Here is a 15352-nt window from a genome sequence, read left to right as displayed (position 1 = left end):
GGATGACGGCCTACGGCCCGAATCTCGCAGCCCGGGGGCGAGGTGGAGCAGAGCCGAAGTTCCCGAGCACCGGGGACCTTGGTGCCTGGCCCCGCCCCTGCCGCGGCGCGCACGGTCGGGGGGACTTCGAAGGAGGTGGCTCCCGATGACCGCTCCCGCGCCGTACCCGGTCCGGGTGGAAGCGAGACCGGACCCCGTGCTGTCCCGGTGGCTGTGGCTGGTGAAGTGGCTGCTGGCCCTGCCGCACTACTTCGTGCTGGCGTTCCTGTGGTTCGCCTTCGCCGCGCTGACCGTGGTCGCGTTCTTCGCGATCCTGTTCACCGGCCGCTACCCGAGGGCGATCTTCGACTTCAACGTGGGAGTCCTCCGCTGGACGTGGCGGGTGCAGTACTACGCCTACGCCGCGCTCGGCACCGACCAGTACCCGCCCTTCACCCTCGCCGAGGTGCCGGAGTACCCGGCGCGGCTCGACGTGGCCTACCCGGAGCGCCTGTCGCACGGGCTGGTGCTGGTGAAGTGGCTGCTGGCGTTCCCGCACCTGGTCGTGACCGGACTGTTCGTCGGCGGCGGGGTGTGGCTCGCCGGAACGGACCGCGGCGGGAACTTCGACTGGGCCGCGGGCGGGCTGGTCGGCGTCCTGGTGCTCGTCGCCGCGGTGGTGCTGCTGTTCACCGGCCGCTACCCGCGGCCGATCCACGACTTCGTCGTCGGCATGGACCGGTGGGTCATCCGCGTCGGCGCCTACCTGGCCCTGATGACCGACGAGTACCCGCCGTTCCGGCTCGACCTGGGTGGTGAGGACACCGGCGGATCGCTGGGCGGTCCCCACGAGGCACGCCCGTCGCAGCACCGCTGGACGGCCGGGCGCGTCGTGTCCGTGGTCGCCGGGGCGGTGCTGGCGCTGACCGCGATGGGTCTGCTGACCGGCGGGGCCGCGCTGCTGTGGGCGGATCGGACCGGCCGGGACGCCGACGGCTACCTGTCGGCGTCGAACACGTTCACCACGGGCACATACGCCTTGATCACCGAGCCGTCCGGTCCCGTTCCGTTCACCGCCGCGGTCGGGGACGTGCGGGTCCGCGTCGCGGCGGCCGATCCCGCGAGCGCTGTGTTCGTCGGCGTCGCGCCCGCCGGGCAGGTGCGCGACTACCTCGCCGGGGTGAACTACGTGACCCTGCGCGGGCTGTCCGGCCGGGACACGACTGTCCACAATGGAAGTGCGCCCGCCGTTCCGCCGCAGGACACCAGGATCTGGACCGCCCGCGCGAGCGGCACCGGTACGCAGACCGTGCGCCTGCCGGCCACCGGCGGCGACTGGACGCTCGTGGTGATGAACCTGAACGGCGCTCCCGGGCTCGCTGTGCGGGCCGAAATCGGGGCCACGGCACCCGGTCTCGGCTGGATCGCCACGGGCGTGCTGGTCACCGGCGCGGTGCTGCTGGCCGGTGGGGCCGTCCTCGTCGCGGTGCCGGTGCACCGGGCGTCGAAGCAACTCCAGAACCTGTAGGAAAGGAGAGGACCGATGCGTGCGCTCATCGTGTACGAGTCGATGTTCGGCAACACCGAGGCGGTCGCCAAGGCCGTCGCGGGAGGAATGGCGCCCGAGGTCAGCGCGAAGGTCGTCAACGTCGATGACGCGCCCGGCGACCTCGCGGAGTTCGACCTGCTCGTCGTCGGCGGCCCCACCCACGTCCACGGCATGAGCCGGCCCGCGACCCGCAAGTCCGCCGCCGAGCAGGCGAAGGACGGCGTGTGCTCCCGCGGGGGCGTGCGGGAGTGGATCGCTTCGCTGAAGCCGGTACCGGCGGGCCTGCTCGCCGTCACCTTCGACACCCGGCTCGACAAGCCGCGCTGGCTCGTCGGTTCCGCGGCGGCCGGGGCGGCCAAGGCGCTGGAGCGACGCCACGTCCGGATCATCTGCAAGCCGGAGAGCTTCTTCGTCACCACAGCCGAGCCGCCCGCCCTCGCCGGCGGCGAACGGGAACGCGCGTGGGGCTGGGGCACGGCGATCGCGGCCGAGATGACCGCCAAGCCGTGATGCGTCGCGACTTCGAGGGGCGAGGCGGATGAACACCAGCGGTGTGGTGGTGGGCGTCGACGGTTCCGCGTCGGCACTGGCGGCCGTTCGCTGGGCAGCCGAGGAGGCGCGGTCGACGGGGGAGCCGCTGACCCTCGTGCACGCGTACTCCCCGGGCGGGCAGAGCTACGCGGCCCGGGAGCTGCGCGCGGTCCAGCAGCGTGAACAGGGCACTGCCCACCTGCGCGAGGCGGAGGTCGTGGCGTCGCTGGCGGCTCCCGGTGTGCGGGTGGCGAGCCGGCTGCGTGCCGGTGACGTGCGGAAGGTGCTGCTGGCCGAGTCGAGCGGGGCGCGGCAGGCGGTCCTGGGCTCGCGCGGAGCGCACAGCGTCAGCCGCCTGCTGCTGGGCTCGGCAGGGCTGGCGCTCGCGATGAAGGCCTTGTGCCCGGTCGTGGTGGTGCGCGACCGGGCACCGGCGACGGGGCCGGTGGTCGTCGGGCTCAACGGGTGGCCCGAGTGCGCCCCCGCCGCCCGGTTCGCGTTCCTGTGGGCCGCGGCGCACGGAGCACCGGTCACCGCGCTGCGGGTGTGGCGTGCGCTGGGCACCACGAACTCGGCGGGCGTCCACGAACGCGCACGAGCGGCCCTCGCGGCTGAGCTCGCCCCGATCGCGGGCGAGTTCCCCCAGGTACCCGTCGAGCACCTCGTGCTGCGCGGACCGGCGGGCGAGACCCTCTTGCAGTTCGGCGAGCACGCCAGGCTGCTGGTGGTCGGCGCGCGGGGGCACACGGGATTCGCGCGGCTGCTGCTGGGCTCGACGAGCACGCACGTGGCCGGCCAGGCGGCGAGTCCGGTCGCCGTGATCCGTTCCGCGGAAGTCGTGCGGCACTGGCGGGAGGGCGCCCGGCTGGATCCGGCGGCCGACGGGGCCGGCTGAGATCAGTCCCCGTCGGGGTGCCGGCGCTCGTGCAGCTTGGTCGCCAGCACGGCGGCCTGGGTGCGGCGTTCGAGACCCAGCTTGGCGAGCAGGCGCGAGACGTAGTTCTTCACGGTCTTCTCCGCGAGGAACATGCGCCCGGCGATCTGCCGGTTCGTCAGGCCCTCGCCGATGAGCTCGAGCAGGGTGCGCTCCTGCTCGCTGAGGTGCGCGAGCGGGCCGTGGTCGGCCGCGTCGGCACGCAGCTTGGCCATCAGGGTCGCGGCCGCGCGGTTGTCCAGCAGTGACCGGCCCGCGCCGATCTCCCGCACCGCCGAGATCAGCTGCAGGCCCTGGATGTCCTTGATGACGTAGCCGCCTGCCCCGGCGAGGATGGCGTTGAGCATGGCCTCCTCGTCGGTGTAGGAGGTCAGCATCAGCACGTTGAGGTCGGGCAGCTTCGAGCGCAGCTCGCGGCACAGCTCGACCCCGTTGCCGTCGGGCAGGCGCACGTCGAGCAACGCCACGTCGGGGCGGAGAGCGGGAATGCGCGCGAGCGCCTGCGCGGCGTTCGACGCCTCACCGATGACCTTGAGGCCCGGATCGGTCTCGAGCAGGTCGGCCACGCCGCGGCGGACGACCTCGTGGTCGTCGACCAGGAAGATCGAGATCACAGTCCTCACCTTTCCGCTCGGTCGTCATCCAGGTTAGGACCACCCCTTGTCCCGGCGGCGTGGCGTTTGGTCCCCGGCTTCGGGGACCAAGGTCATCTCTTCGGTAGGCAGCGGGGCTCTGTCGTCCCCCTCGCCGCACGCGAACGCTGGCGGCGGAGGAAACGGGAGGGTGGTCACGATGACCTGGTCGGACATCGAGGTGGGAGTGCTCGCGCGCGCGGCGGCGAACGCGCCGTCGGTGCACAACAGCATGCCGTGGGCGGTGGAGATCCACCCGGACGGAGCCGAGGTGTACGAGCGGTTCGAGGCCCGGCTGCCGCGGCACGACCCGAGCGGGCGCGACCGGATGATCTCCTGCGGCGCCGTGCTGACCAATGTGGAGCTTGCCGTGCGCGCACTCGGCCGGCGCGCGGAGGTGACCCTGTTCCCCGACGGCGCCCGCCCGGACCTGGTCGCCCGCGTCGCCGCCCGCGGACGGGAACCGGCGACCGAGGACGAGGTGAACCGCTACAGCGCGATCTACCGGCGGCGCAGCTACCGCGCACCGTTCGCGCTGCAGCGGCTGGCCAGGCACGAAGTCGCCGCGCTCGTGGCGGCCGCCGGTGTCGCGGGCACGCAGATCCGGCCGGTGCACGCCGACCGGGAGTCCCCTGCGCTGGCCGAACTGCTCGGCTACGCGGGGCGGGTGCTGCGCGCCGACCGGGCCTACCAGCGCGAGCTGTCCGCGTGGTCCGACCAGTTCCGCGACCCACTGCCGCTCGAGCCGACGCTGCCGTGGAGCGGGCTGGTGCGCGCCGACAGCCACCTGCCCGACACGATCACCCTGGCCGAGCGCCTCGCCAGGGAGCAGCTGCTGCTGGTGCTGACCCCCGACGACGCCCGGCGCGACCACGTGCTCGCCGGGCGCGCGTTGCAGCAGGTCTGGTTGACCGCGGTGGCGAACGGCCTGGTCGGCTCGGTGCTGACCCAGCCGCTGCAGCTGCACGAGGTGCGGGCCGGGCTCATCGCACGACTCGGCCTGGCGGGACACCCGCAGGCGTTCCTGCGGTTGGGCTACCCGGTCAACGGGGTACTGACGGCGCAGCGCGCGGCGGCAGGTTCCGGTACGGGCCTTGGTCCCCGCCGCCGGTGACCCCGGACCCTGCCGGAACGCGAAACGTGGCGCCACTCTGGCCCGCATGGGTGAGACAGCAGCACAACGCGCGATCCTCGTGGGCGTCGGCGGATCGGCTTCCGCGTCCCGCGCAGTCGCACGGGCGGCGAGAGAGGGGGCGCGCCGCCACGTTCCGGTGCACCTGTTCCACACCTGCGACTTGCCTTCGCTGGGCCCGCACATCACCGCGGGCAGCAGGCACGGCCTGACCGAGACCCCCGTCGAGCAGGGCCACCACCGGCTGCACCTGGCGAAGGTGCAGGCGCGCGAGGCGGCGGCGCGGACCCGGGTCGAGACGGAACTGAAGGTCGGACCGCCGACGGGCGAGCTCGTAGCGGCTTCGGCCCACGCACTCATGGTGGCGCTGGGTTCCCGTGGCTTCGGTGGGTTCCGCGGCATGCTGATGGGTCCGGTCTCCAGCAGCGTCGCGGTTCACGCACACGGCCCCGTGGTCCGCGGCGGTGAGCCGCACGCGCGCGGCGCGGTCGTGGTGGGAGTGGACGGGTTCCAGCCCGCCGAGGCCGCTGTGGCGTTCGTTGCCGACCGGCATCGACTGGGAGGCCGTGGGCCGGGACGAGCAGCGGCTGCTGGTCGTCGTCGGCTCACGAGTGCCCTGTCGTGATCGTCCACACCGGACACGAGGGAACCGCGAGCCAGGAGGAGGAAGAAAATGCGTGAGAAGCGCTGGCGCGTCGACGTCTTCATCGACGAGCACGACAACCGCACCCGTGCCCAGGCCCGGCTGCACAACCCGGACGACACGGGCTTGGCCGGTACCGGCCTGGCCCGGCTGAACCCCCGTGACGCCGACGTGCCGGAGATCGGCGACGAGCTCGCGGTGTCCCGCGCGCTGGCCGACCTCGCCCACCGGTTGCTCGACGCGACCGCGGCGGACATCGAAGCCATCACCCACCGCGAAGTCCACCTCGGACGGTGAGGCACCGTGGCGACGGTGGTGCTGGACCTGGACGGGCTCGACCGCTTGATCCGGGTGCTGGGCGAGCGCGGGTACCAGGTGATCGGGCCGACCGTCCGCGACGACGCGATCGTGCTGGCCGAAGTGGACTCGGTGCGGTGCCTGCCCGCCGGCTGGGGTGTCGACGCCGCGCCGGGCCGGTACGCGCTGCGGCGGCGCGAGGACGGCGCGCTGTTCGGGCACTCGGCCGGCCCGCAGTCGTGGAAGCGTTTTCTCCATCCGCCGCGGCGGCGTCTGTGGTCCGGTGACTTCGAGCCGGATCACGGGGAGGCACCGCGCTACGCGTTCCTCGGCGTACGCGCGTGCGACCTGGCGGCGATCGGCGTCCTGAACGGAGTGCTGGGGCGGGGCGCGTTCCCCGACGAGTCCTTCGCCCGGCGGCGTCGGCAGGTGTTCGTGATCGCGGCGAACTGCACCGAGCCCGGTGGCGTGTGCTTCTGCGCCTCGATGGGCACCGGCCCTGGCGCCACGAGCGGGTACGACCTCGCGCTCACCGAGCGGATCGACGGCGGCACCCACCACTTCGTGACCGAGGCAGGCAGCGCCGAGGGCGCCGAGGTCCTCGCTCTGGTGCCGCACCACGAAGCTCCCGCCTCCGAGGTACGGGCCGCGGCCGGCGCCGTCGAGGCGGCGGCCGGCGCGATGGGACGGCAGATGCCGCCCGGTGATCTGCGGGCGCTGATGCGCGAGTCACGCGAGTCACCGCACTGGGAGGACGTCGCGAGCCGCTGCCTGACGTGTGCCAACTGCACGATGGTCTGCCCGACCTGCTTCTGCACCACCACCGAGGACGTCACGGATCTGTCCGGACAGCACGCGGAACGCTGGCAGCACTGGGCTTCGTGTTTCGAGCTGGACTTCTCGTACCTGCACGGCGGCAGCGTGCGCACCTCGGGGGAGAGCCGCTACCGGCAGTGGATGAGCCACAAGCTCGGCACCTGGCACGACCAGTTCGGCACCTCGGGCTGCGTCGGCTGCGGCCGCTGCATCGCGTGGTGCCCGGCGGGGATCGACATCACCGAGGAGGCCGCCGCGCTCGCGCGGTACGCCGGGCAGGAGCGGTCATGACCGACCTCGCCACCCTGCCGCTGTTCGGCGGGCTGACGCCGGAGGAGCGAGGGCTCATCGCGGAAGCCGCCGCCGAGGTGAGCTACACCGCCGGCGAGCGGCTGTTCTCCACCGACGAACCCGCCGACGCCTGCTGGATCCTCTCCAGCGGGCTGGTCGAGCTGACCACCGCGGTGCCCGGCCGGGGCGACGTGGTGATCCAGACCCTCGGGCGCGGTGACCTGCTGGGCTGGTCCTGGCTGGTGCCCCCGTACCACTGGCACTTCGACGCGACGGCCGTCCAGCCGGTGTCCGCGGTGCGGCTGGACGCCGCCCGGCTCCGCGCGCTCGCCGAGCGGCACCCCGCCTTCGGCTACCGCCTGGCGACGGCGGTGGTGGAGGTGCTGTCCGGCAGGCTGCAGGCCACCCGCGCCCGCCTGCTGGACCTCTACGGCAACCCCGGTGATCGGGCGTGACCGCGGCGATGATCCCCGTCCCGCACCGCGTCGCGAACCGGGTGACCGAGACCCACGACGCGGTGACCGTGTGCCTGGAGCCGGTGCGCGACGCGCTGCCGCGCTCGCGGCCGGGGCAGTTCATGATGCTCTACGCGCACGGCGTCGGCGAGGTGGCGATCTCGGTCAGCGGTGATCCGTCCACATCGGACGGTACAACCACCCACACGATCCGTGCGGTGGGCGCCGTGAGCCGTGCCTTGCACGACACGCCACCGGGCGCGGTGCTGGGCGTGCGCGGCCCCTTCGGCACGGGATGGGACCTCGCGTCGGTACGAGGCAGGGACCTCGTCGTCGTCGCGGGCGGGCTCGGGCTGGCGCCACTGCGCCCCGTCGTCCTCGCCGCACTCGCTGACCGGGCGTCCTACCGGCACGTCGTGCTGGTGGCGGGTGCCAGGACGCCCCGGGAGTTCCTCTACCGCCACCAGCTCAACGCGTGGGCCTGGCACGAGGACATCGACGTGTGCCGGACGGTGGACGTGCCGGGGCCCGGCTGGGCCGGCGGCGTGGGGTTCGTGACCGAACCACTGGCGGCACTCGACCTCGAACCCGCGGGTACCACGGCGCTGCTGTGCGGCCCGGAACCGATGATGCGGTTCTGCGCGCGGACGCTGCAGGGCAGGGGAGTCGCGGCCCGCGACATCCAGGTTTCGCTGGAACGCAACATGAAGTGCGGCGCCGGGCAGTGCGGGCACTGCCAGCTCGGTCCGCTGCTGGTGTGCCGTGACGGTCCGGTGGTGACCTACGACGTCGCCGGGCCGCTGCTGAAGGTGCGGGAGCTGTGATGGGCAAGCCGACACTGGCCGTCTGGAAGTTCGCCTCTTGTGACGGCTGCCAGCTGACGCTGCTGGACTGCGAGGACGAGCTGCTCGCGCTGGCGGGCGAGATCACGATCGCGCACTTCCTGGAAGCGTCCAGCGCGGTGGTGCCAGGGCCCTATGACGTCTCATTGGTGGAAGGGTCGATCACGACGCCCGCCGACGAGCGGCGCATCCACGAGATCCGCGAGCAGTCGCGGGTGCTGGTGGCGATCGGGGCCTGCGCTACGGCGGGCGGGATCCAGGCGCTGCGAAACTTCGCCGACGTCCGCGAGTTCACGTCCGTGGTGTACGCGCGGCCCGAGTACATCGACACGCTCGCCACCTCGACCCCGGCCTCGGAGCACGTGCGGGTCGACTTCGAGCTGCGTGGCTGCCCGATCGACCGCGGCCAGCTGCTGGAGACCCTGTGTGCGCTGCTCGCCGGGCGGGAGCCCGCGACGCCGCGGACGAGCGTGTGCACCGAGTGCAAGCGGCGTGGCCTCACGTGCGTCATGGTCGCCGACGGCACGCCGTGCCTGGGTCCGGTCACCCAGGCCGGGTGCGGGGCACTGTGCCCGGCCTACCGGCGCGGCTGCTTCGGCTGCTTCGGGCCGATGGCCGAGCCGAACGTGCCGGCGCTGCTGCCGCTGCTGCGGGCGCGCGGCATGAGCCAGGGCGAGGTCGAGCGGGTCTTCGCCACCTTCAACGTCGCCGCGTTCGGGCGGGGGAGCCACGATGAGCCATCGCACTAGGCAGCTCAAGGTCAGCTCGCTGGCACGCGTCGAGGGGGAGGGAGCGCTGCACCTGACCGTCCACAACGGACAGGTGCAGCGGGCCGAGCTGAACATCTACGAGCCGCCGCGGTTCTTCGAGGCCTTCCTGCGCGGGCGCGCCTACACCGAGCCCCCGGACATCACCGCGCGGATCTGCGGGATCTGCCCCGTGGCGTACCAGACCAGCGCGTGCAACGCCCTCGAACAGGCGTGCGGCGTGGAGCTCGACCCGCCGCTGGCCGCCCTGCGCAGGCTGCTGTACTGCGGCGAGTGGATCTCCAGCCACGCACTGCACATCCACCTGCTGCACGCCCCGGACTTCCTCGGCTACCCGGACGCGATCACGCTCGCGAAGGACCACCGCGAGATCGTCGAGCGGGGCCTGGAGCTCAAGAAGGCGGGCAACGCGATCCTGGAGCTGGTGGGCGGCAGAGCGATCCACCCGATCAACGTCAGGGTCGGCGGGTTCTACGCCGTGCCCGCCCCCGCCGACTTCGTGGCGCTGGCCGAACAGCTGCGGCGCGCTCTGGACCAGGCGATCGAGACGGTGCGGTGGGTGGCCGGGTTCGAGTTCCCGGACCTGGAGCTCGACCACGAGCTGCTGGCCGCATGGGAACCCCACCGGTACGCGATCGAGCGCGGTGATCTGCGCCGGACCACGGGCGGGGTGTTTCCCCCCGCGGAGTTCCCCGAGCACGTCGTCGAGGAGCAGGTCCCGCATTCGACCGCGTTGCACGCCCGGCTCGACGGCCGCCGCTACCTGACCGGGCCGCTCGCGCGCTACACGTTCAGTTCGAGCTCGCTGTCCCCGCTCGCGCGGCAGGCCGCGGTCGAAGCAGGCCTGGGAGCCGAGTGCCGCAACCCGTTCCGCAGCGTCGTGGTGCGGGCGGTCGAGGTCGTCCACGCGGTGGACGAGGCACTGCGGCTGATCGGCGACTACGAGCGCCCGGCACGGGCCTTCGTGCCCGTCGCGCCCCGCGCGGGGACCGGACACGGGGTCAGCGAGGCGCCACGGGGCCTGCTGTACCACCGGTACGAGCTGGGGGAGGACGGGCTGATCCGCTCGGCGGTGATCGTCCCGCCCACGGCGCAGAACCAGCCGGCGATCGAGGAGGATCTGCGGCGGGTCGCGGCGGCGAACCTGCACCTGGCCGACGCCGAGCTGACCGCGCTGTGCGAACGGGCCATCCGCAACCACGACCCCTGCATCTCGTGCTCGGCGCACTTCCTCGAACTCACCGTGGACCGCACGTGAGGGCGGTGCTGATCGGCGTCGGCAACGAGTACCGCCACGACGACGGAATCGGCCCGGCGGTGGTGGCGGACGTCGCCGCGCGGAACCTGCCCGGTGTGCGGGCCGTCGTGTCCGACGGCGAACCGGCCTCGCTGCTGGAGGCGTGGACCGGGGCCGCGCTGGCCGTCGTGGTCGACGCGGTCCTGTGCGAACCCGCCACGCCCGGCAGGCTCTGGCGCTCCACAGTGGACGATCTGCCCGGCGGCACGGGGGTGGCGAGCTCGCACGCGCTGGGGATCCCGGAAGCGCTGCTGCTGGGGCAGGCGCTCGGCCGGGTGCCGGGACGGCTGGTGGTGCTCGCGGTCGAGGCCGCGGACCTCGGCCTCGGCGTCGGCCTCTCCCCGGTCGTCCAGGCCGCGGTGCCCGCCGTGGTCGACGCGGTGCTCGCGGAGCTGGCCTCAGCAGATGCGCGGTAACTGCTCGCCGACGAGCATGTCGACGATGCGGGAGGAGCCGACGAGCGTGCGCGCGGTGACCCGCCCGCGCGGCGCGGCGGACACGGTGCCGATGACACGGGCGTCACGTCCGGCGGGGTCCGCCCGCATGGCGGCCAGCACGGCGTCCGCGGACCGGGGGGCGACGAACGCGACCAGGCATCCTTCGTTGGCCACGTGCAACGGGTCGAGGCCGAGTAGTTCACAGGCGGCGTGCACCTGGGCGGGCACGGGCAGCGCGGGTTCGTCGATCTCGACCGCGACGCCCGAGGCGGCGGCGAGCTCGTTGAGCGCGCCGGCGAGACCGCCGCGCGTAGGGTCGCGCAGCGTGTGGACGTCTCCGCCACCGGCGTCGAGCATCGCGCTGACGAGGTGGTGCAAAGGCCTGCTGTCGGAGGAGATCGCGGTCTCGAAGCCGAGTCCTTCCCGCGCGGACAGGATCGCGGTGCCGTGGGAGCCGATGGGCCCGGACAGCAGCACGCGGTCGCCGGGACGCCCAGCCGCGGCTGACGGGCAGGTCTCACCCAGCCGGATCCCGATACCGGTCGTGGTGAGGTAGAGACCGTCCGCGGCGCCGCGCTGCACCACCTTGGTGTCACCGGTGACGACCCGGATGCCGCATCCGGCCGCGGCGGCGGCGACGGACGCGGTGATCTCTCGTAGCTCCGCGATCGGCAGTCCCTCTTCCAGCACGTACGCCAGCGCGAGGGCGACGGGCCGGGCGCCGCGCATGGCCACGTCGTTCACGGTGCCGTGCACCGCGAGCGAGCCGATGTCCCCGCCGGGGAAGAACCGGGGTGTCACCACGAAGGAGTCGGTGCTGACCACGACCTCCACATCGCCGAGACCGACCAGTGCGGCGTCTTCCAGCGGCCCGGTTGCACCGAGACTCCCGGTGACGAGGTCGTCGAGCAGCTCGGCCATGAGCTGACCGCCGGAGCCGTGCCCGAGCAGTACCCGCTCGGAGCCGCCGGCCGGGGTGGGGCAGGTCGCGCGCAACGGGTCGATCGTGGTCATCGTTCCTCCGAAGTGGACAGTGGACGTCGGCCGGCGTGGTGGAACGCGGCGCAGGTGCCCTCCGCGGAGACCATCGGCGCGCCCAGCGGGGTGCGCGGGGTGCAGCGGACACCGTAGGCCGCGCAGTCGGTGGGCAGCGCGGTCCCGCGCAGGATCGCCCCGGAGATGCACTCCGGGTGCTCCGCGGTCCGCACCCCGGTCGTGGCGAAGCGAACGTCGGCGTCGAAGCCGGCCAGCTCCGGCACCAAGGCCAGGCCGGAGGCGGGGATGTCGCCGATCCCGCGCCACGTCCTCGTGGTGACCCGGAAGGCCCGCCGCACGGCGTCCTGGGCGGCGGTGTTGCCGGAGCGGCGTACCGCACGCGCGTACTGGTTCTCCACCTCAGCGCGGCCCGACTCCAGCTGCCGCACGGTCATCAGGATGCCCTCCAGCAGGTCGAGCGGCTCGAACCCGGTCACCACGATCGGCACCCGGTAGCGGGCGGCGATGGGCTCGTACTCGGTCCAGCCCATCACCGCGCACACGTGGCCGGCCGCGAGGAAGCCCTGCACCTGGTTCGCCGGATCGTCGAGGATCGCGGTGATCGCGGGCGGCACCAGGACGTGGCTGACGAGCACGCTGAAGTTGCTCACCCCGGTGGCCGCCGCGTGCAGCACGGCCATGGCGTTGGCGGGCGCCGTGGTCTCGAACCCGACGGCGAAGAACACCACCTCGCGGTCCGGGTTCTCCCGCGCGATCCGCACCGCGTCCAGCGGTGTGTACACGACGCGGACGTCGCCGCCCGCGGCCTTGACCGCGAGCAGGTCGCCGGTGGTGCCCGGCACGCGGAGCATGTCCCCGTAGCTCGTGAAGATCACCCCGGGCAGCGCCGCGATCGCGACGGCCTTGTCGATCATCTCCAGCGGGGTCACGCACACCGGGCAGCCGGGGCCGTGGATCATCCGGATCCCGGCGGGCAGCAGCTCGTCGATGCCCTGGCGCACCAGGGTGTGCGTCTGCCCGCCGCACACCTCCATGATCGCCCACGGGCGCGTGGTCGTGGCGCGCAGCCGCGCCAGCAGCCGCCGGGCGAGCTCCGGGTCGCGGTACTCGTCGAGGTACTTCACGCGTCCTCCCCGAGCTCCGACGCGAGCGCGCCGGGGATCGCGGACAGCACGGCGAGGGTCTTGGCGGCCTCGGCCTCGTCGACCTGGCTGATGGCGAAACCGACGTGCACCACCACGTAGTCGCCCACGTCCGCGGACGGGGTGTAGGCCAGGCACACCTCGCGCCGGATGCCGTCGAAGTCGACGGTTCCCATGCGCAGCACCCCGTCGCGCACTTCCGTGATCCGGCCGGGAATGCCGAGGCACATCCCGTTCACCTCCCCGCGAGGCGGGCCGCGGCCACCGCCGCCTGCCCGTAGCTGATACCACCGTCGTTGACCGGGATCCGCTGTCCGGTGAACACCTCCAGGCCCGCCGCGGTGAGGCTGCCGAGCACACCGGTCGTGAGCAGCGCGTTCTGGAACACCCCGCCGCCCAGGCACACGGTGCGGGTGCCCAGCTCCGCTGCGGCCTCGGTGGCGAGGGCGGTCACCACTTCGACAAGGGTGTGGTGGAAGCGAGCGGCGAGCCGGGCCGCGGGGCCGCCTGCGCTGAGCAGATCGCGCAGGGTCGGCACCGGGTCGTACACCCACAGCCCGTCGCGCCTGTGGAGCCGCCATGCCAGTGGTGCACCTGCGCCGCCGTCGGCGGCCGCTTCCAGCCGGACGGCGGCTTCGCCCTCGTACCCGGCGTCGTCGCAGACACCGAGCAGTGCGGCGACGGCGTCGAACAACCGGCCCGCGCTGGAGGAGAGGGGGCAGTTGAGCCCGCGGTCGACCATGGTCCGGACCACCTCGACCTCACGCGGATCGAGCCGCGACAGCAGGGGTTCCGCGAGCTCCGGAGGAACCCGCTCGCCGAAGTCCTCGGCGCCGAACAGGTAGCCGAGCGCCATCCGGGCGGGCCGCCGGATCGCGGCGGCGCCGCCGGGCAGGGGAGCGGTGGCGAACCGGGCGAACCTCCGATAGCCGCGGAAGGTCGCCAGCAGCACCTCCCCGCCCCAGAACGTGCCGTCGTCGCCGAGCCCCAGCCCGTCGAGCGCGACACCCACGAACGGCTCGCGGACGCCGTGCTCGGCGGCGGTCGCGGCGACGTGCGCGTGGTGGTGCTGCACAGCGATGCGTTTCGCCGCGGGCCAGCGCCGGGCGTACTGGGTGGACAGGTAACCGGGGTGCAGGTCGCAGGCGCAGACCCGGGGCTGCACGCGCGGCACCTCGCACAGCTTGTGAGCGGCGTCCTCGAAGGCGGCGAACGTCGCGGCGTCCTCGAGGTCGCCGGTGTGCGGCCCGACGACCGCGGCCGCTCCGACCGCGAGTGCCGTGGTGTGCTTGAGTTCCGCGCCGAGCGCCAGCACCGGTTCCGGTGCGGCGACCGGGAGCGGCAGCGGGGCCGGCGCGTATCCCCGGGCGCGGCGGACGACGAGCGGCCGGTCACGCACGACGCGCACGACGGAATCGTCGTAGCGGGCCCAGATGGGCCGGTCGTGGCCGAGGATCCCGTCGCAGACCGGCGCCAGCGCTTCGCGGGCTCCGGCGTCGTCGACGATGATCGGTTCGCCCCCGCGGTTGCCGCTGGTGACCACGAGAGGCCGCGCCAGTTCGGCGAGCAGCAGGTGGTGCAGTGGCGTGTAAGGCAGGAACACGCCGATCTCGCGGAGCCCCGGGGTGACCTCCTCGGCCACCGGCGCGCCAGGACGGCGCGGCACCAGCACGATCGGTGCCGCGGCGGAGGTCAGCAGCTCGCGCGCCGCGCTGTCCACAAGCGACACCCGGGCCGCGGCGTCGACATCGGGAACCATGACCGCGAGCGGTTTCGCGGGCCGGTTCTTCGCCACTCGCAGCCGGGACACCGTGTCCGCGGCGCCCGCGTCGCAGACCAGCTGGTAACCCCCGACGCCCTTCACCGCGACAATGCCGCCGTCGGCGATCGCCGCGCACGCCTCCCGCAGCGCGTCCTCGCCGTGCGCCGGGGTCTCGCCCCACCACGCCAGGCGCGGTCCGCAGTCCGGGCAGGCGATCGGCTCGGCGTGGAAGCGGCGATCCGCCGGATCGCGATATTCGGCGGCACAAGCCGGGCAGAGGGGAAATCCGCGCATCGCCGTGCTCGCCCTGTCGTAGGGCAGGTCCGCGACGATCGTCGCGCGCGGCCCGCAGGCGGTGCAGTTGAGGAAGGGGTACCGGTAGCGCCGGTCGCCGGGGTCGAACAGCTCACGCAGGCAGTCGCGGCAGGTCGCCAGATCGGGCGGTGGCTGCGCGGCCAGTGGAAGGGCCGGCACGCTCTCGGCGACCGCGAACCCCGGTCCCAGCGTCACATCCTCGGGCAGGGGCGCCACCTCCAGCCGTTCGACGCGGGCGTGGCGGGGCGCGGAGTCCCGCAGAGAGGCCAGGAACTGCGCCAGTGGGTCGGCCGCACCCGCTGCGCGGACCACCACGTGGCCGCCGGCGTTGCGCACGTCGCCTTCGATACCGAGACGCGTGGCCAGCCGGTACACGAACGGCCGGAATCCGACACCCTGCACGGTGCCGTGCACTTCGATCCGCGTCCGTGTCGTCATCGCCGTCCACGCTGCCGGGGCGCGGGCTGGGCCGGGCAGGGCGGAAGGTCATCGGCAACGGGGGCCGTAGGTCCCTGGAACCGCTCACCGCCGGCGG

General features: G+C 73.4%; 17 protein-coding genes. 12 read left to right on the top strand and 5 right to left on the bottom strand.

Going from position 1 to position 15352, the window contains the following annotated elements; all coding sequences use genetic code 11:
• Positions 1-145: 145 nt before the first annotated feature.
• Genes BMZ92_RS03555 through BMZ92_RS03545 form a run of 3 tightly spaced genes read left to right on the top strand, consistent with a single transcriptional unit; the run spans position 146 to position 2954 of the window.
• Entirely contained in the window at positions 146-1507 is a 1362-nt protein-coding gene (locus BMZ92_RS03555) for a DUF4389 domain-containing protein (protein ID WP_091504173.1), read from the top strand.
• A gap of 15 nt (positions 1508-1522) precedes the next feature.
• A complete protein-coding gene (locus tag BMZ92_RS03550) occupies positions 1523-2038 on the top strand; it encodes a flavodoxin family protein (RefSeq protein WP_091504172.1) in 516 nt (171 codons plus the stop codon).
• Between the two features lie 28 nt (positions 2039-2066).
• Positions 2067-2954, top strand: coding sequence for a universal stress protein (locus BMZ92_RS03545; RefSeq protein ID WP_091504171.1), 888 nt, complete (start codon positions 2067-2069; stop codon positions 2952-2954).
• A gap of 2 nt (positions 2955-2956) precedes the next feature.
• Here the strand turns inward: BMZ92_RS03545 and BMZ92_RS03540 are convergent, their stop codons facing one another.
• Positions 2957-3607, bottom strand: a complete 651-nt coding sequence (locus tag BMZ92_RS03540) for a response regulator (RefSeq protein WP_091504170.1) — start codon at positions 3605-3607, stop codon at positions 2957-2959.
• 178 nt (positions 3608-3785) lie between these two features.
• Between BMZ92_RS03540 and BMZ92_RS03535 the strand changes: the two genes are divergently transcribed.
• Genes BMZ92_RS03535 through BMZ92_RS03495 form a run of 9 tightly spaced genes read left to right on the top strand, consistent with a single transcriptional unit; the run spans position 3786 to position 10581 of the window.
• Positions 3786-4739: an Acg family FMN-binding oxidoreductase gene (locus BMZ92_RS03535; protein WP_091504346.1), complete on the top strand. Its 954-nt coding sequence runs from the start codon at positions 3786-3788 to the stop codon at positions 4737-4739.
• 46 nt (positions 4740-4785) lie between these two features.
• The gene (locus tag BMZ92_RS03530; protein WP_091504169.1) at positions 4786-5382 is read left to right on the top strand and encodes a universal stress protein; all 597 of its coding nucleotides are present in this window, start codon (positions 4786-4788) and stop codon (positions 5380-5382) included.
• 48 nt (positions 5383-5430) lie between these two features.
• Entirely contained in the window at positions 5431-5697 is a 267-nt protein-coding gene (locus BMZ92_RS03525; protein WP_091504168.1) for a DUF1876 domain-containing protein, read from the top strand.
• Between the two features lie 6 nt (positions 5698-5703).
• Positions 5704-6804 (top strand): 4Fe-4S dicluster domain-containing protein, encoded by a 1101-nt coding sequence (locus BMZ92_RS03520; protein ID WP_245782862.1) that lies wholly within the window; start codon positions 5704-5706, stop codon positions 6802-6804.
• A complete protein-coding gene (locus BMZ92_RS03515; protein WP_091504167.1) occupies positions 6801-7259 on the top strand; it encodes a Crp/Fnr family transcriptional regulator in 459 nt (152 codons plus the stop codon). Before BMZ92_RS03520 ends, BMZ92_RS03515 begins: the two co-directional genes overlap by 4 nt.
• The gene (locus BMZ92_RS03510) at positions 7256-8083 is read left to right on the top strand and encodes an FAD/NAD(P)-binding protein (protein ID WP_245782861.1); all 828 of its coding nucleotides are present in this window, start codon (positions 7256-7258) and stop codon (positions 8081-8083) included. Before BMZ92_RS03515 ends, BMZ92_RS03510 begins: the two co-directional genes overlap by 4 nt.
• The gene (locus BMZ92_RS03505; protein WP_091504166.1) at positions 8083-8850 is read left to right on the top strand and encodes an NADH-quinone oxidoreductase subunit B family protein; all 768 of its coding nucleotides are present in this window, start codon (positions 8083-8085) and stop codon (positions 8848-8850) included. The genes BMZ92_RS03510 and BMZ92_RS03505 overlap by 1 nt, the downstream gene beginning before the upstream one ends.
• On the top strand, positions 8834-10126 hold the full coding sequence (locus BMZ92_RS03500) for a Ni/Fe hydrogenase subunit alpha (protein WP_091504165.1): 1293 nt from the start codon (positions 8834-8836) through the stop codon (positions 10124-10126). Before BMZ92_RS03505 ends, BMZ92_RS03500 begins: the two co-directional genes overlap by 17 nt.
• Positions 10123-10581, top strand: a complete 459-nt coding sequence (locus BMZ92_RS03495; RefSeq protein ID WP_091504164.1) for a hydrogenase maturation protease — start codon at positions 10123-10125, stop codon at positions 10579-10581. The genes BMZ92_RS03500 and BMZ92_RS03495 overlap by 4 nt, the downstream gene beginning before the upstream one ends.
• Here BMZ92_RS03495 and hypE read toward each other — a convergent pair.
• From hypE to hypF, 4 genes are read right to left on the bottom strand one after another with little or no spacing between them, the layout of a single operon-like run.
• A complete protein-coding gene (hypE, locus tag BMZ92_RS03490) occupies positions 10564-11616 on the bottom strand; it encodes a hydrogenase expression/formation protein HypE (RefSeq protein WP_091504163.1) in 1053 nt (350 codons plus the stop codon). The two genes, BMZ92_RS03495 and hypE, sit on opposite strands and share 18 nt — an antisense overlap.
• Complete coding sequence (gene hypD, locus BMZ92_RS03485) at positions 11613-12722, bottom strand: hydrogenase formation protein HypD (protein WP_091504162.1); 1110 nt, start codon at positions 12720-12722, stop codon at positions 11613-11615. Before hypD ends, hypE begins: the two co-directional genes overlap by 4 nt.
• On the bottom strand, positions 12719-12970 hold the full coding sequence (locus BMZ92_RS03480; RefSeq protein ID WP_091504161.1) for a HypC/HybG/HupF family hydrogenase formation chaperone: 252 nt from the start codon (positions 12968-12970) through the stop codon (positions 12719-12721). The genes hypD and BMZ92_RS03480 overlap by 4 nt, the downstream gene beginning before the upstream one ends.
• Before the next feature lie 5 nt (positions 12971-12975).
• On the bottom strand, positions 12976-15255 hold the full coding sequence (gene hypF / locus BMZ92_RS03475) for a carbamoyltransferase HypF (protein ID WP_091504160.1): 2280 nt from the start codon (positions 15253-15255) through the stop codon (positions 12976-12978).
• Positions 15256-15352 lie beyond the last annotated feature (97 nt).

The organism is Amycolatopsis sacchari (assembly GCF_900114035.1).
GTDB lineage: Bacteria > Actinomycetota > Actinomycetes > Mycobacteriales > Pseudonocardiaceae > Amycolatopsis_E > Amycolatopsis_E sacchari.
Note: the sequence above shows the minus strand (reverse complement) of the source record. Positions and strands in the feature narration are given on the sequence as shown.

Bases quoted from the DNA above. Each gene is read 5' to 3' on its own strand.
- BMZ92_RS03555 (WP_091504173.1), top strand. From the start codon at position 146: ATGACCGCTCCCGCGCCGTACCCGGTCCGGGTGGAAGCGAGACCGGAC.
- BMZ92_RS03550 (WP_091504172.1), top strand. From the start codon at position 1,523: ATGCGTGCGCTCATCGTGTACGAGTCGATGTTCGGCAACACCGAGGCG.
- BMZ92_RS03545 (WP_091504171.1), top strand. From the start codon at position 2,067: ATGAACACCAGCGGTGTGGTGGTGGGCGTCGACGGTTCCGCGTCGGCA.
- BMZ92_RS03535 (WP_091504346.1), top strand. From the start codon at position 3,786: ATGACCTGGTCGGACATCGAGGTGGGAGTGCTCGCGCGCGCGGCGGCG.
- BMZ92_RS03530 (WP_091504169.1), top strand. From the start codon at position 4,786: ATGGGTGAGACAGCAGCACAACGCGCGATCCTCGTGGGCGTCGGCGGA.
- BMZ92_RS03525 (WP_091504168.1), top strand. From the start codon at position 5,431: ATGCGTGAGAAGCGCTGGCGCGTCGACGTCTTCATCGACGAGCACGAC.
- BMZ92_RS03515 (WP_091504167.1), top strand. From the start codon at position 6,801: ATGACCGACCTCGCCACCCTGCCGCTGTTCGGCGGGCTGACGCCGGAG.
- BMZ92_RS03505 (WP_091504166.1), top strand. From the start codon at position 8,083: ATGGGCAAGCCGACACTGGCCGTCTGGAAGTTCGCCTCTTGTGACGGC.
- BMZ92_RS03500 (WP_091504165.1), top strand. From the start codon at position 8,834: ATGAGCCATCGCACTAGGCAGCTCAAGGTCAGCTCGCTGGCACGCGTC.
- hypE (WP_091504163.1), bottom strand. From the start codon at position 11,616: ATGACCACGATCGACCCGTTGCGCGCGACCTGCCCCACCCCGGCCGGC.
- BMZ92_RS03480 (WP_091504161.1), bottom strand. From the start codon at position 12,970: ATGTGCCTCGGCATTCCCGGCCGGATCACGGAAGTGCGCGACGGGGTG.
- hypF (WP_091504160.1), bottom strand. From the start codon at position 15,255: ATGACGACACGGACGCGGATCGAAGTGCACGGCACCGTGCAGGGTGTC.